Annotated in this window: 13 protein-coding genes; 10 read left to right on the top strand and 3 right to left on the bottom strand. The window is 67.8% G+C overall.

Translation table 11 applies throughout. The features are described 5' to 3' along the window. Positions 1-56: 56 nt before the first annotated feature. A complete protein-coding gene (gene minC / locus HLH36_RS14410; RefSeq protein WP_182987136.1) occupies positions 57-779 on the bottom strand; it encodes a septum site-determining protein MinC in 723 nt (240 codons plus the stop codon). A 156-nt stretch (positions 780-935) separates the two neighbouring features. Between minC and fzlA the strand changes: the two genes are divergently transcribed. The 3 genes from fzlA (at position 936) to HLH36_RS14425 (ending at position 3,147) form a co-directional block, all read left to right on the top strand. Further along, complete coding sequence (gene fzlA / locus HLH36_RS14415) at positions 936-1,604, top strand: FtsZ-binding protein FzlA (RefSeq protein WP_182965879.1); 669 nt, start codon at positions 936-938, stop codon at positions 1,602-1,604. A gap of 7 nt (positions 1,605-1,611) precedes the next feature. Next, the gene (locus HLH36_RS14420; RefSeq protein ID WP_182987046.1) at positions 1,612-2,808 is read left to right on the top strand and encodes a BaiN/RdsA family NAD(P)/FAD-dependent oxidoreductase; all 1,197 of its coding nucleotides are present in this window, start codon (positions 1,612-1,614) and stop codon (positions 2,806-2,808) included. An 81-nt stretch (positions 2,809-2,889) separates the two neighbouring features. Next, positions 2,890-3,147: a hypothetical protein gene (locus HLH36_RS14425; protein WP_246376884.1), complete on the top strand. Its 258-nt coding sequence runs from the start codon at positions 2,890-2,892 to the stop codon at positions 3,145-3,147. A gap of 54 nt (positions 3,148-3,201) precedes the next feature. Here the strand turns inward: HLH36_RS14425 and sodC are convergent, their stop codons facing one another. Both sodC and HLH36_RS14435 read right to left on the bottom strand, forming a co-directional pair. Beyond that, positions 3,202-3,744 carry a superoxide dismutase[Cu-Zn] gene (sodC, locus tag HLH36_RS14430; protein ID WP_220792860.1) on the bottom strand — a complete coding sequence of 181 codons (543 nt, stop codon included), beginning with the start codon at positions 3,742-3,744 and terminating at the stop codon, positions 3,202-3,204. A 143-nt stretch (positions 3,745-3,887) separates the two neighbouring features. Continuing rightward, positions 3,888-5,999 (bottom strand): TonB-dependent receptor, encoded by a 2,112-nt coding sequence (locus tag HLH36_RS14435; RefSeq protein ID WP_246376897.1) that lies wholly within the window; start codon positions 5,997-5,999, stop codon positions 3,888-3,890. A gap of 211 nt (positions 6,000-6,210) precedes the next feature. Between HLH36_RS14435 and HLH36_RS14440 the strand changes: the two genes are divergently transcribed. The 7 genes from HLH36_RS14440 to HLH36_RS14470 all read left to right on the top strand — a co-directional run bounded on the left by HLH36_RS14440 (position 6,211) and on the right by HLH36_RS14470 (position 13,901). Beyond that, positions 6,211-6,486, top strand: coding sequence for a hypothetical protein (locus HLH36_RS14440; protein ID WP_182987048.1), 276 nt, complete (start codon positions 6,211-6,213; stop codon positions 6,484-6,486). Continuing rightward, on the top strand, positions 6,486-7,940 hold the full coding sequence (locus HLH36_RS14445; RefSeq protein ID WP_182987049.1) for a PepSY-associated TM helix domain-containing protein: 1,455 nt from the start codon (positions 6,486-6,488) through the stop codon (positions 7,938-7,940). Before HLH36_RS14440 ends, HLH36_RS14445 begins: the two co-directional genes overlap by 1 nt. Further along, positions 7,937-8,218, top strand: coding sequence for a hypothetical protein (locus tag HLH36_RS14450; RefSeq protein WP_182987050.1), 282 nt, complete (start codon positions 7,937-7,939; stop codon positions 8,216-8,218). Before HLH36_RS14445 ends, HLH36_RS14450 begins: the two co-directional genes overlap by 4 nt. Positions 8,219-8,323: 105 nt before the next feature. After that, a complete protein-coding gene (locus tag HLH36_RS14455) occupies positions 8,324-9,700 on the top strand; it encodes a replication-associated recombination protein A (protein ID WP_182987051.1) in 1,377 nt (458 codons plus the stop codon). After that, a complete protein-coding gene (locus tag HLH36_RS14460) occupies positions 9,697-10,674 on the top strand; it encodes an RluA family pseudouridine synthase (RefSeq protein ID WP_182987052.1) in 978 nt (325 codons plus the stop codon). The genes HLH36_RS14455 and HLH36_RS14460 overlap by 4 nt, the downstream gene beginning before the upstream one ends. Positions 10,675-10,677: 3 nt before the next feature. Continuing rightward, positions 10,678-13,143: an AsmA family protein gene (locus HLH36_RS14465; RefSeq protein ID WP_338030466.1), complete on the top strand. Its 2,466-nt coding sequence runs from the start codon at positions 10,678-10,680 to the stop codon at positions 13,141-13,143. Next, the gene (locus HLH36_RS14470) at positions 13,140-13,901 is read left to right on the top strand and encodes an ATP12 family chaperone protein (protein ID WP_182987053.1); all 762 of its coding nucleotides are present in this window, start codon (positions 13,140-13,142) and stop codon (positions 13,899-13,901) included. Before HLH36_RS14465 ends, HLH36_RS14470 begins: the two co-directional genes overlap by 4 nt. Positions 13,902-13,934: the final 33 nt, after the last annotated feature.

Genomic DNA, 13,934 nt, shown 5'->3' on the forward strand with positions numbered 1-13,934 from the left:
TGATATGAATCTAATGGCGGAAATGTGGTGAGGGCAACGGGAAAGCGGGATTTTCGTCAGTTGAGCGTCCGGACGACCAGCATATCGTCCTCCAGCATGGCCTGGGCGGAGCGGTCGAGCAGGGTTGGGTCGATTTCCTCGGCGATCATGTAATAGCCGTCGATCGCCAGGAGTTCGGCCTTCATCACCGCCGCGAAGATTCGCGCGCCCGTCTGTCCGCCCATGCCGGCGATCGCCCGCCCGCGCAGGGTGCCGTAGACATGGACCGAGCCGCCGGCCGAGATCTCGGCCCCCGAGGCCACGGACCCGATGACCACCACGTCCCCGTCCGGGTTCTGGACCGACTGCCCCGACCGCACCGGCCCTTCGACGATCAGCGCCGCTGCCGGCATTGATGGCGCGGGAGGCATGGGCGCGGCATGGCCTGCATTGTCCTCGGGCAGTTCCACCGTGCCGGCGGCGCGGCCGCCGTCGAAGCCCACGGGCCAGTCCCAGCCCGCTACCGCCGGCCAGTCCGGGTCGCCCCCTTCGATTCCGATGACCCGGACCCCGCGCTCCAGCAGGGCGGGATAGAGGTCCGCCAGCCCTTCGGCGTCGCCTGCCAGCAGGCCCAGATCCAGGATGATCGGCTTGCCCACGAAGAAGGAGGGCGAGCGCGCGATCTGGGCATCCAGCCCGCGCAGCCAGTCGTCCAGTTCGGCTTCGGGGGACAGTACCAGGGCCAGGAAGGAGCGGCCACGGGCGCGGATGCGGGGAAGCGGTCGGGTTTCGTCGGACAAGGGCGTCACGGACCTTCACGTTGCGGGGAAGGGAACCCGTTCCAGCTACCGTGAGAACGGGGCGCTGTCGAGCGATCCGCGCGTGCGGGCTTCGATTTCCGTGTGGGTGCGCGGCGGGCCTTGGCGAGGCGGGATTCGATGGAATAAACTGTCACAATGCGCATTCTCTATCATCTTCCTCTCTCGCCCTATTGCCGCAAGGTTCGTCTGGTCCTGGGCGAGAAGCGGCTGCCGTTCGAACCGATGATGGAACGGGTCTGGGAACGCCGGCCCGAATATCTGTCGGCCAACCCGGCTGGCACCGTTCCCATGCTGGTCGAGGAAAACGGGCTTTCGATTCCCAATTCGTCCGTGATCTGCGAATATCTGGAAGAAGCCTATCCCGATACGCCGCTGCTGGGGCGGACGCTGGCCGAGCGCGTCGAGGTTCGGCGGCTGGTTGCCTGGTTCGACGAGAAATTCGCGAACGAGGTTACGCAGAACCTGCTGCATGAGAAGGTGATGAAGCGGATTGCGGGACGGGGCAACCCGGACGGCAATGCGCTGCGGGCCGGATATGCCAATATCCGCTATCATATGTCCTATCTGGACTGGCTGGCGGAGACGCGGAAATGGCTGGCGGGGCCAACCCTTTCGCTGGCCGATTTCGCCGCCGCGTCCCATCTGTCCTGCCTGGACTTCATCAACGATGTGGACTGGAGCAAGGCCCCGGCCGCCAAGGACTGGTACGCCAGGATGAAATCCCGCCCGTGCTTCCGCCCGCTGCTGAACGATCGGGTGACGGGAATCGTGCCGCCGGATCATTACGCCGACCTCGATTTCTGACCGGCCGATGGCCATGACGATCGATGCCGACGCCATCGTCCTGGGCGCCGGGGCGGCCGGGCTGATGGCGGCGCTGGCCGCCGGCCAGCGCGGGCGGCGCGTGGTGGTGCTGGACCATGCGGCCGAAGCCGGGCGCAAGATCCTGATTTCGGGCGGCGGGCGCTGCAATTTCACCAATCTGGATACGGAGGCCGGGCGGTTCCTGTCCGGCAATCCGCATTTCGCCAAATCGGCCCTTGCCCGTTTCGGCCCTTCCGACATCCTGGAGTTGATCGGCCGCCACGGCATTGCGTGGCACGAGAAGACGTTGGGGCAATTATTCTGCGACGGGTCGGCGCGGCAGGTGGTGGCCATGCTGCTGGCGGAATGCGCGGCCGGCGGCGTGGATATCCGCCTCTCGCACCGGATCGTGGGGGTGACGGGCGGCGAGGGGTTCAGCGTGGAGACCGATCGCGGGATCTTCTGCGCGCCGTCCCTGGTGCTGGCGACCGGGGGCCTGTCGATTCCGCGCATGGGGGCGAGCGGGCTCTCGCATGGGCTGGCCCGGCAGTTCGGGCTGCGCGTCGTGCCCACGGCCCCGGCGCTGGTTCCGCTGACGCTGGATGCGGCGGAGCTGGAATGGACGCGCGAGTTGGCCGGCGTTTCGCTGGACGTGCTGGCTCAGTGCGGCGGCGCGCGGTTTCGCGAATCGATGCTGTTCACCCATCGCGGCCTGTCGGGGCCGGCGATCCTGCAGATTTCGTCCTATTGGGAGCCGGGCCGGGCGATCAGCCTGAACCTGCTGCCCGGATGCGATGCCGGTGCCGTGCTGCGCGAGGCGAAGCGCCAGCGGCCACGGGTCGAGGGACGGACGATGCTGGCGGGCTTTCTGCCGCAGCGCTTTGCGCAGGCGATGGCGGCGCGCCATATGCCGGAACGGCCGGTGGGCGATGTTTCCGACACGGTGCTGAACCGCCTGGGCCAGGTGCTGGCCGGGTGGAGCCTGACGCCGGCGGGGAGCGAGGGCTTTGCCAAGGCCGAGGTGACGCGCGGCGGCATCGATACGCGCGACCTGTCGTCACGCACCATGGAGGCCCGGACGGTGCCCGGCCTCTACGCGGTGGGCGAGGCGGTGGATGTCACCGGCTGGCTGGGGGGATATAATTTCCAGTGGGCCTGGGCCAGCGGCCATGCGGCCGGCCGGGCCATTGCCGAGAAGGGTTGAGGGGCTCGGGGCGTCGGGCAGGCAACCAGTTGGTGGGGCCGGCCGTTTGATGGTCCTTGTCCCATGGAACGGGAGGACGGAATGGCGACCTATCGCATTGCGCGCCGGCTGGTCACGAAAGGGCGGATGGTCCTGATCCTGGCCGGGCTGGCGGCGCTGCCTGCCGGATGCACGGGCGTGGCGGAGGGGTACCCGCCGCCGCCCGGCGCGCCGATCGCCGGTTACGGCTATCTGTGCAAGGCGGGTGTCTATAGCTGCCATCTGCCGATGCAGGTGCCGCTGGGATCTGCGTGCTCGTGCCCAGGGCTGGGGGCGCCGTCTTACGGGAACGTGCATTGATCGTGGGGTGGGGGAGGGGGCCGCATGGTCTTTCTCCCCCACCGGCGCGGTGGCTTATTCGGCCAGGACCGCGCAGGCTGCCCGGTCTCCGGCGCCGCCGATCGGCTGGGTCTGGTAATCGTCGGGTTTGACGTGAATGACCAGCGATGACCCGTCGGCATCCACCAGGGCGGGGCGTCCGCCATCGCCCTTGAAGGACACCAGGGTGGAATAGAGCTCGACCGTCGCGGTGCCGTCGGTGCCGACATGGATGTTCGGCAGGTCGCCCGAATCGTTGGCGTTGGCGTTCAGCAGGCCGTGCACGGGCTTGGCGATGTCATGGGCATGGACATGGCCGCCAGCGCTCTTGAACGTGGGGGGCGCGCAGGTGCCTTTCTCGTGGAAATGCACGCCGTGCCAGCCGGGCGCGAGGCCGGTCGCGGCGATGCGCAGGATGACGCCTTTCGGCGCTTCCGTGACCTCGACCGTGCCGTGGGAGGCACCGTCGTTGCCCTTGAGGTCGCCCGTCAGCCTGTCGGCCGCCAGGGCGGAGACGGGAAGGGCAAGCAGCCCCAGGCCGAGCGCCGCCAGCATCGTTTTGCTTGAATAGGCCATCATGTGTTCCTCGTTCTGCAACAGGCTGAAAAGCTAGCATCATTTTAGCGCCGGGTCCGAAACGCGGTGGTTCGATGCCGCATGCTGGCCGAAACGTGACGTCCGCCCGGCCTTGCGCGGCCGGGCGGCGTCGACCGCGCCGGTGCTTACAGGTCTGCCGTGATCGAGAATTTGAAGGTCCGGGGCATGCCTTGCAGCAGATAGCCCCCGAAGGCCGAGGCCCAGTAGCGGGTGTTGGCCAGGTTCTCGACGCCGAAGCGGGCCGTCATCGCCTTGTGATCGACCAGGAACGTGTAGCGGGCACCGAGGTCGAAACGGGTCCAGCCCGGAACGCGCAGGGTGTTGGCAGTGTTCGCCCATTGGTGGCCGGTGCGGATGGCCTGGCCCGTCAGCGTGCCGCCCTTGAGGAACGGCAGGTCGTATTCCAGATTGGCGTTGATGGTGTAGCCCGGCACGCCGATGGCGCGGTTGCCGTCATACAGGCCGCCCGCGGTGCGCCGCTGGTTGGCGTCGATGATCGATGTGCCGCCATTGAAGCGCAGGCCCTTCACGATCTCGCCATTGATCGTCCATTCGATGCCGCGATTCCGCTGCCGCCCGTCGACGGAGAAGATGGATTGTCCGGCGTCGCCGTATGGCACCGCGTAGGCGTTCGGCTGCGAGATCTGGTAGAGCGCGAGGGAGGTGTTGAACCGCCCGATATCGTATTTCGCGCCGATTTCGTACTGGACCGTCTGATAGGGCGGGAAGGTCTGCCCGATATTGACGACGTTGCCCGATGCCTGCGGCCCCTGTGCCAGCCCTTCGATGCGGTTGAAATAGATGGATGTCCGGCGCGTCGGGTGCACCACCAGCCCGACGACGGGGGTGAAGGCATCCTGACTGTAGCGGGTGAAGTAGTTTCCGTAGCCGTAATCGTTCACCAGCATGTTCTGGTAGCGGAACCCGGCGGTGAGGGCGACGCGATCGTCGAATGCGGAGACGGTGTCGGAGAAGAACAGGCTGTAGAGTCGGGTGTAGCCGTCTTTCTGCGGATTGTTGACGTTGCCGCCGATGAAGGTTTCGGGGGCGGACTGCCGGTAGAATGTCGGCCGGTAGAGGTTGGAGCCGAGCGAGGTCAGGGCGAAGGCATAGGCAGTGTCCTTCTCGGACCACAGGCCGGAGCCGCCGGCATTGACCTCATGCTTCAGCGGACCGGTGGTGAAATGTGCCCGGATACCGGCCCGTGTGCTCTCGTTGGTCTGCACATAAGGCACATACATCGACCCGTTGGTTCCGGCGCCGGTCGCGGCGTTGGTGACGGTCAGGCTGGAATAATTGCCCTTTTCGTTGCCGCCGAGGCCGCCGAAGGCCGCGTAGGCCGTCAGGTGCGTCGAGAAATCATGCTCCACGTTGAGCATGCCGAAAATGTAGTTCAGCTCGGTAAAGGTCCAGGGCTGGCCGTAATTGCTCGACGGCGCGGGCGCGCGCGGCACGCGCGTCAGCGTCGAGCCGAGCAGCACGCCGGGGCGGCCCTGTTCCACGCTCTGGTTCTCGTAATCCATGTCCAGCGTCACGCGTGTCCTGTCGTCGCGGCTGCGCCAGTCGAAGCCGCCGCCGACTGCCACCGAATGGCGGCGCTCCAGGTCGATGGAAGTCCGACCGCTCTTGCCCGCGACGTTGATCCGGATGCCGAACTGATTGTCGGTGCCGAAACGGCGGCCGACATCGACATTGCCGCCGCCCATTCCAGCACTTTCGTAATCGCCGGTCATGCGTGTCAGCGGGGTTTCGCCAGCATGCTTGAACATCAGGTTGATATTGCCGCCGATCGAGGAGCCGCCCGGCGCCGCGCCGTTGAGGAAGGCGCTGGCGCCGTTGAGGACCTGGACCTGGTCATAAAGCTGCGGCGAGACGAGCTGGCGGGGCACGATGCCGTAGAGCCCGTTGATCGACACGTCGTCGCCATAGACGGGGAAGCCGCGAATGACGAACTGCTCGGAGAAATTGCCGTAGCCGTAGGTCGTGCGCACCGACGGATCGTTCTCCAGCACCTGCCCGAGCGTCTGCGACTGCTGGTTCAGGATCAGGGCCGAGGTGTAGCTGCGGACATTGAAGGGCACATCCAGTCCCTTCTTCGTCCCCAGCGCGCCGAGCTGGCCGCCGGAGATGACTTGCATCTGGTTGCGGCGCTTGGCCTGCACGATGATCTGCTCGTCCGTTTTTCTTGCGTCGGCGTCGACCTGCGCCTGCTCCGGGGCCGACGCGATGGCGGGCATCGACACCGAGAGCATCAGCATCGTTGAATAAGCTGCGGTACGGCCGAGGGAACCGAAGATGGATCGAGCGTGCAAGGGCGGCCTCAATTGACAAGCCGTGAAAGGAGTGGACACATAGACGCGAATGAGAACTGGTCGCAATACGAGGAGAGGCGCGAATGGGTAACCCCTGGTATTCTCCAGCCGGACGTTGCCCGAAAGTCACATGCGAATGACTCTTAAAACCAATCGGAAAACCGTGAATGGCGGCCTGTGGAAACGATGGCTGGGCCGCTTTGGGGGGAGTGTGGCCTGTGCCTATGTCTGCACGCTGGGACTCTTCTCGCTCGCTTCCGGCCATGCCGGCGGACTGGATGCGACTCTGGTTCAGAGCCTTGCAATCGCCGTGCTGCCGCTGGTGATCGTCGGGCTGTGCGCCTTGCCGGGCCGGAGGTCGGGTCCGTCTGTCTTCGTCGCGCTTGCCGTGCCGTTCCTGCACCTGTCCTGATGCGCGATATCCTGCGCAATCGCATGGGCTGGCTTCATGCCTGGGTTGGCTTTGTCGGCGGGCTGGTGCTGGTCGTGGCGTTCACAGGGGGCACGCTTGCCCTTTTCGACACGGAAATCACGCGCTGGATGGAACCGGAACTGGCGGCGTTGCCCGAAGCCGCCATGACCGGTGAGGCTCTGGACCATGCGGGGGCGCAGGTATGGGCGTTGCGCGAGAAGGGGCAGAACGTGTTTCTGAACCTGCCCTCGGCCCGCGATCCGGTGCTGCGCATCCTCCATTATGACGGGCATGCATTTGTCGGCCCGGTGCTCGATCCGCGCGACGGCACCGCACTGCACAGCCGCGAGACGCGGGGCGGACAATTGTTCTTCGACCTGCACCAGTCGCTTTATCGCGGGCCGGTCTGGGGCAATCTGGTGACGGAAGCCGCCGGCATCGGGCTGATCGTCGCCGTGATGTCGGGGGTGATCATCCATTTTCGCAATCTGGCGTCCGATCTGCTGCTGTTCCGGCCCTTTGCCGCGCCCGGACGGGCCTGGCTGGACGCGCATCTTGTGGCGGGTGTGCTGCTGCTGCCGTTCATCGTCATGATGGCCTATACCGGCGCCGTCATTCATGCGCCCCGGCTGTTCCCGATGATCGGGGCCGGCCATGCAGCCCGGCCCGCGGGCCGCCCCGATGCCGGGATGCGCGTTGTCGGCCCTTACGCGCCACTGGCTCCGATGCTGGCGCAGGCGGAGGATGTTTTCGGGCGTGGCCGGATCGGCTTCGTCATGTTCGGCACCGGAACGGTGTCCTTCTATCGGGCAGATGCAGCGGATTTCGCGATGACGCGGGACCATGCCGATTTCTCGGCTAGCGATGGAAGGCTGGTCGGGGTGGAGCGGATCGGGCACGGGATGCCGCGTCTGGGTGGCGCCATGCGGGGTCTGCATTTCATCCGGTGGGGAACGCCTGCGCTGCGATGGCTGTATTTCGTCTGCGGTGTCGTCGGCAGCATGATGATGGCGGCGGGGCTGGTACTCTTTCTGATGAAGCATCGACGCGTCCATGGCGGCACGTTCCGGCTTGCCCTGGCGGAAACGCTGGCCCTGGCGGTTACGCTCGGCCTGCCGCTCGCTTCGCTGGGTTATCTGTGGGGCAGTCGGTTGCTGCCGCCGGAACTGATGCATCGTGCGGACCGGGAAACGGGGGTTTTCTTCCTGGTGTGGCTGGTGGCGCTGGTCCATGCCGGCATGCGGTGTTTTGGCGGCGCCGTCCGTCCTGCGTGGCGGGACCAGGCTTGTGCGATTGCGGTCCTTGGCTGTGGATTGCCGATTCTCGACGCCATGTCACGTGCGGGGACCGCGCTCAGGCTGCATGCGGATGTCTATCTGGCGGTGGATGCCTGTGCGCTGGGCTTCGGGCTGCTGGCACTGTGGGGGCAGCGTGTGATCGTGCGGGCTCGATGATCGTCCTGGTCTCGCTGGTTTGCTGGGGGCTGGCATTGTCGGGTCATGGGCTGCTTCAGCCGAAAATCCGGCGGCTGCTCCAGATCGGTGGCGGGCGCCCGGTTGTGCCGAGGGTTGCGCGCCTGGTCCTGCCGCTGGTTGCGTTGGGCGTATGTGCGCGGCTGGAGATGCCGCTTTCGATTTTGGTCTGGGTGGGAACGTTTTCGGTCGGCGGGTTGCTGGCCGGGGGTGTGCTGGCGGTGGAAGTCTTTCGGCGGGGCAGGCCGAGGAGGTCCTGACCGTCGTCGGCAGGTTGGTATGGCATTCGGCGCGCGGCGATCCCATTTCTGTCGGAGACTGTGCCCGTGATATCGAACGGGTGCGAGACGGGCGGGCGGGGCGGCATGGCAGGCAGGCGGGATGAACGGGGAAGCGGGGATCTGTTCGGTGATCCGGCGGTCCGGGAGGTTCGGGATGCCCCGCCTGGGGCGCGCCGCGTGCGGTCGGCACCGCCGCGCACCCAACCCCTGGCCGACCGGCTGCGCCCGGCTTCGCTGGATGAGGTGGTGGGGCAGGACCATCTGCTGGGGCCGGAGGGTGCCCTGCGGCGGATGCTGGACCGGGGCACGCTGGCCAGCCTGATCCTGTGGGGTGGGCCGGGGGTCGGCAAGACGACCATTGCCCGCCTGCTGGCCGATGCGGCGGGGCTGCGATTCGTGCAGATTTCGGCTGTCTTCTCCGGCGTGGCGGATCTGAAGCGGGTGTTCGACGATGCCAGGCAATGGGCCGGCACGGGGCGGGGCACGCTGTTGTTCGTGGACGAGATCCATCGCTTCAATCGGGCCCAGCAGGATGGATTCCTGCCGGTCGTCGAAGACGGGACGGTGGTGCTGGTGGGGGCGACGACCGAAAACCCGTCCTTCGCGCTGAATGGGGCGCTGCTCTCGCGCTGCCAGGTGATGGTGCTGCGCCGGCTGGATGACGAGGCGCTGGAACGGCTGCTGTGCCGGGCCGAAGCCGAGAGTGGGCGGCCCCTACCGCTGACGCCGGATGGGCGGGCGACCCTGCGCGCGATGGCCGATGGCGACGGGCGCTATCTGCTGAACATGGTCGAGCAGGTTCTGGCACTGCCGGATGACCGGATGCTGGATGCGCAGGGCCTGTCCAGCCTGCTGGCCCGGCGCGCGGTGCTGTACGACAAGGACCGCGAGGAACATTACAACCTGATCTCGGCACTGCATAAATCGCTGCGGGGGTCCGACCCCGATGCGGCGCTGTACTGGTTCGCCCGCATGCTCGAAGGGGGGGAGGACCCGCGCTTTATCGCCCGGCGGCTGACCCGCTTCGCGGCCGAGGATGTGGGCATGGCCGATCCGCAGGCGCTGCCTTTGGCCGTGGCGGCGTGGGAAACATACGAGCGACTCGGCTCGCCCGAGGGGGAACTGGCGCTGGCGCAACTGGTGGTGCATCTGGGCACGGCGCCGAAATCGAATGCCGTCTATACCGCCTACAAGGCCGCGCGGCGGCTGGCGAAGGCGACCGGCAGCCTGATGCCGCCGGCCCATATCCTGAACGCGCCGACCGGGCTGATGAAAGAGCTGGGCTACGGCAAGGGATATGAATACGACCACGATGCCGAAGAGGGATTTTCCGGCCAGACCTACTTTCCGGACGAGATGCGGCGCGAGGCGCTGTACAGCCCGACGGGCCGGGGATTTGAAGCGGAAATCGCGCGACGGCTGGACAGGTGGGCCAGACTGCGGGAAAGCCGTCAGTCATGAGTGTAGTGACCCTGACCGTCAGCGATGACGAAGCCGATATCCGCCTCGACCGCTGGTTTCGCCGCCATTACCCCCATTTGACCCAGGGGGCCTTGCAGAAACTGTGCCGCACGGGCCAGGTGCGGGTAGATGGCAAGCGCGCCGATACCGCGACCCGGCTGGTGCCGGGGCAGGCGGTGCGCGTGCCGCCGATCCCGGCCGCCGCGCGGCCGGCCCCGCCGCCGCGGCCGGTGCTGGACGACCGCCTGGTGCGCGAGATCCGGGGCATGGTGCTGTACAGCGACGCGCAGGTGATCGTCCTGAACAAGCCCGCCGGGCTGGCGGTACAGGGCGGCCCGGGCATTACCCACCATGTCGACGGCATGCTGGATGCGCTGAAGGAGAACGACGACGATCCGCGCCCGCGCCTGGTGCATCGGATCGACCGTGACACGTCGGGCCTGCTGCTGCTGGCGCGCACGCCCGGCGTGGCGGCGAAGCTGGCGGCCTCCTTTCGCGGACGCGACGTGCGCAAGACCTACTGGGCGGTCGTAGTGGGGCGGCCCACCCCTGCCAGCGGCGTGATCGACCAGCCGCTGGCCCGGCTGGGGGCGGGGCCGGGCGCGCTGACGGTGGTGGCGTCGCGCAAGGATGAGGATGCGGCCCATGCGCTGTCGGAATATGAGGTGCTGGATGCGGCCGGGCGCCGCCTGTCCTGGCTGGCGCTGTCGCCGCTGACGGGACGGACCCATCAGTTGCGCGTGCATTGCGAGGCATTGGGCACGCCGATTTTGGGCGATCCGAAATATGGGGGGGACAAGGCGCATCCCGAGGGGTTCGCCGATCGGCTGCATCTGCATGCCCGGTCGCTGGACCTGCCGCATCCGGCGGGGGGGCGCCTGCAGGTGTCGGCTGAATTGCCGACCCATATGCGCGAGACCTTCAGGCAACTCGGGTTCACCGCCGGGGCCACGCCGGCCCCACGGCGGAGCTGAGCCGTGCTGCCGGTCGTGTGGGAAGGGCCGCAGCCGCCGCCGCGACCGAAACGGCGGCGCTGGCGGCTGCTGGCGGCCGTGGCCGTGGTTGGGGGGCTGGCCGCCGGGGGCGTGCTGGCCGCGCGGGTGCTGATCGACCCCGCCGCGCTGCGCGCGCAGATGATGGCGGCGGTGTGGCACCAGACCGGCCGCGTGCTGCGGGTGGGGGCGGTGCAGGTGCATGTCCTGCCTTATCCGTCGCTCTCCGTTCGGGATCTGGCGCTGTCGGACATGCCGGGCGGGGCGCGGCCGGACATGCTCACGGCTGCGGGGCTGGAGGCGCGGCTGGCCCTGATACCGCTGCTGCGGCATGAAATCCGGCTGGAAGAAGTCCGGCTGACCCATCCCGACCTGCTGGTCGAACGGCTGGCGGATGGGCGGGCGAACTGGCAGATGCAGCCGCCCGCCGAATCCGATCGGCCGCCGGGTGGGGTGTCCGCCCCCTCGACGCCATGGCGGGTCCGTATCGGCAGCGTCCGCATCCAGGATGCCGACCTGCGCTGGGACGATAAGCGGGTCCATGCCAGCGGGGCGGTGACGCTGGAACGGTTCGATCTGTATGGGCTGACCGGCGCCACGCCCGCGATCGCCGCGCAGGGGCATCGGCAGGGTGATCCTGCGGCTGTCGTCACGGTGTCGGGGCAATCGGGGCGGCTCTTCAGTGCGGAGCCCTCGGCATGGCCCGTCCGGTTGCAGGCTGCATTCCGGGTGGATGGGCGGGATGCGGGGAGTGCCACGCTGGAGGGGACGCTCTCCGACCCCATGCGGCTGCGTGGCTACGATGTCGTTGTGCATACGGCCATCGGGCAACTGACCGATCTCGACCGGTTGTTCGTGCATGCGAACCTGCCTGCCGTTCACGATCTCGACCTGACGGCGCGGGTGGTGGATCTGGGATCGGACGCCGTGCCGATGCCCGGCCTGCGCCAGGTGCGGCTGCGTACGGGGGCGATCGACAGCGTGCCGCCGGTCGGCGGACTGACGCTGGACCATCTGGCGGTCGATGCGCCGACGCCGGCCGATCATGTGGCGATCGAGATGGCGGGGCATTATGTCGGCCGGCCCTTCGCGCTGCATGGCACGGTGGGGACGCCGGCCGAGACCCTGGCCGCTGCGCGCAGTCTCCTGGCCAGCACGATGCCGCTGGATCTGGTGGTGGATGCCGCCGGTGGAACGCTGCGGCTGGGCGGAACGGTTGGCGGCGGCCAGTCGGCGCTGGACGGGCATCTGACCGCAGGGCGGCTCGCGCTTCCCGGTGATCTGGTGCTGGATCATCTGACGGCCGATGCCCATCTGGCCATGCGGGGCGGAACCGATATCAGGCTGACCGGATTGCGGCTGGATTCCGCCCAGATGACGCTGGACGGGGAATTGTCGTTTCTGCGGCAGGGCGGGACGAAGGGTGTTCCGCTGCTGAATGGACGGCTGCATGCCAGCCGGCTGGATGTCGATACGCTGCGGGGCGCCGCGCCGGCCGGGCAGGCGCCCGATGACGGGGCCGCGCCGACAGCGCCCGCGCAGCCGCAACCGCCGGCGGATGAGATTGAGGCCGATGCGCCGCTCCCCTTCGAGCGTCTGCGGCGGATGGACGGTGATCTGGACCTGACGGCGGATCAGATGCGGCTATATGGTGAGGATTATCATGCGGCCGAGGCGCATTTCGTGCTGCGTGGGGGGCATCTGACGATCGATCCGCTGCATGCGGATGGGGTGGGGCGCAGCCTGGACGCCATGCTTTCCATCGATGCGTCGGGCGCGGTACCGCGGCTTTCGGCCGATGTGCGGACCCTGGTTCTGCCGGCCGACTGGGTGGCCAGGGCGTTCGACCTGAGCCCGATGCTGCGCGGCAGCCTGCAGCTTGTCGGCAGTGTCCAGACCCAGGGAAACGATCGCGCCGCGCTGCGGGAGCAGTTGGGCGGGCATCTGGGCCTGTCGATGGTCAAGGGACAGGTCGACGGCAATATGCTGGGGCGGCTGCTGGGGCCGGATGCCTCTGCCGCCACGCGGGGGACCTCGGTCGCGCTGCGCTGCCTCGGCCTGCATATGACGCTGGGCGACGGGCGGGCGGCGCTGGATACGATCGGGTTGCAGACCTATCGGCTGGCGGTCACGGGGCATGGAACGATCGGCCTGGCGCGGCAGGATCTGGACCTGCACCTGCTGCCGCAACTGCTGATCGGCGGAACCGGCGCCACGATGCCGATCATGGTTGGCGGTACCATCCTGGCGCCGCAGCCCCGGCCGGAACCGGCGGGGCCGGGGCATCGCTTCATGCTCAGCATCGGCCCGTCGGCGGGGATCGCCGATCCGTGTCCCGACACATTGAAGGCGGCGCGCGAGGAACGGCCCGGCCCGGCGCCGGATGCCGCGCCCAGGAGCAAGGCGCCGAAGGTGATGGATGTTCTGCGTGGCCTTGGATTGTTTCGATGAATGGTAAGCCTGTGACGCCTCAACTCTCTTCCCCCGCGACCCGCCGCCGGTTCTGGGATCGCACGGATGTGGTGTCGGAGCCGGAGGGATTCGCCGTCCGGCTGGACGGAAGGCCGGTGCGCCTGCCGGGTGGGACGGTGCTGCGGGTGGGCAGCCATGCGCTGGCCGAGGCGTTGGCCGGGGAGTGGCAGGATGCGGGCGGCGGCGGGAAGGGGGGCGATTTCACGCCCTCTGAACTGAGGCTGACCCGGATTGCGGGCTCGATGCTGGAGCGAATTGCTCCGGACCGTGCGGCCGTCATCGGCGTGCTGCTGGGATACGCGCGCCATGAACTCCTGTGCTACCGGGTGCGTTATCCGGCGCTGCTGGTGGAGCGGCAGCAGCAGGAATGGGACCCATGGCTGGACTGGCTGCGCACCCGGTACGGGATTGCCTTGCGGACGACAGACGGGGTGATGCCGGTCGATCAGCCCGCCGGCGCCCTGGTGGGGTTGCAGGCGGTGCTCGAAGCATTGTCGGACGGGGTGCTGGCCGCCCTGGGTGTGGCGGTGCCGGCGCTGGGGAGCCTGGTGCTGGGCCTGGCACTGGCGGACGGGCGGCTGACGGCCGAGCAGGCGATTGCTTGCGCGACTCTCGACGAGCGGACCCAGATGGAACTCTGGGGGCACGATGCCGAGCAGGCTGGCCGGCTGGAGACGCTGGGGCTGGATGTTGTGGACGCGGCCTCGTTTCTGGCGTTGCTGCGCGCCGATTCGTGACGGTCGGGCGGTCATGGAACCGCCATAAAGTAT

This window comes from Gluconacetobacter aggeris (assembly GCF_014174395.1).
In the GTDB taxonomy this organism is placed as follows: Bacteria; Pseudomonadota; Alphaproteobacteria; order Acetobacterales; family Acetobacteraceae; genus Gluconacetobacter; species Gluconacetobacter aggeris.

Coding starts and splice junctions, on each gene's coding strand:
- fzlA (WP_182965879.1), top strand. CDS start 936: ATGCGCATTCTCTATCATCTTCCTCTCTCGCCCTATTGCCGCAAGGTT.
- HLH36_RS14420 (WP_182987046.1), top strand. CDS start 1,612: ATGGCCATGACGATCGATGCCGACGCCATCGTCCTGGGCGCCGGGGCG.
- HLH36_RS14425 (WP_246376884.1), top strand. CDS start 2,890: ATGGCGACCTATCGCATTGCGCGCCGGCTGGTCACGAAAGGGCGGATG.
- sodC (WP_220792860.1), bottom strand. CDS start 3,744: ATGATGGCCTATTCAAGCAAAACGATGCTGGCGGCGCTCGGCCTGGGG.
- HLH36_RS14435 (WP_246376897.1), bottom strand. CDS start 5,999: ATGCCCGCCATCGCGTCGGCCCCGGAGCAGGCGCAGGTCGACGCCGAC.
- HLH36_RS14440 (WP_182987048.1), top strand. CDS start 6,211: ATGACTCTTAAAACCAATCGGAAAACCGTGAATGGCGGCCTGTGGAAA.
- HLH36_RS14445 (WP_182987049.1), top strand. CDS start 6,486: ATGCGCGATATCCTGCGCAATCGCATGGGCTGGCTTCATGCCTGGGTT.
- HLH36_RS14450 (WP_182987050.1), top strand. CDS start 7,937: ATGATCGTCCTGGTCTCGCTGGTTTGCTGGGGGCTGGCATTGTCGGGT.
- HLH36_RS14455 (WP_182987051.1), top strand. CDS start 8,324: ATGGCAGGCAGGCGGGATGAACGGGGAAGCGGGGATCTGTTCGGTGAT.
- HLH36_RS14460 (WP_182987052.1), top strand. CDS start 9,697: ATGAGTGTAGTGACCCTGACCGTCAGCGATGACGAAGCCGATATCCGC.
- HLH36_RS14470 (WP_182987053.1), top strand. CDS start 13,140: ATGAATGGTAAGCCTGTGACGCCTCAACTCTCTTCCCCCGCGACCCGC.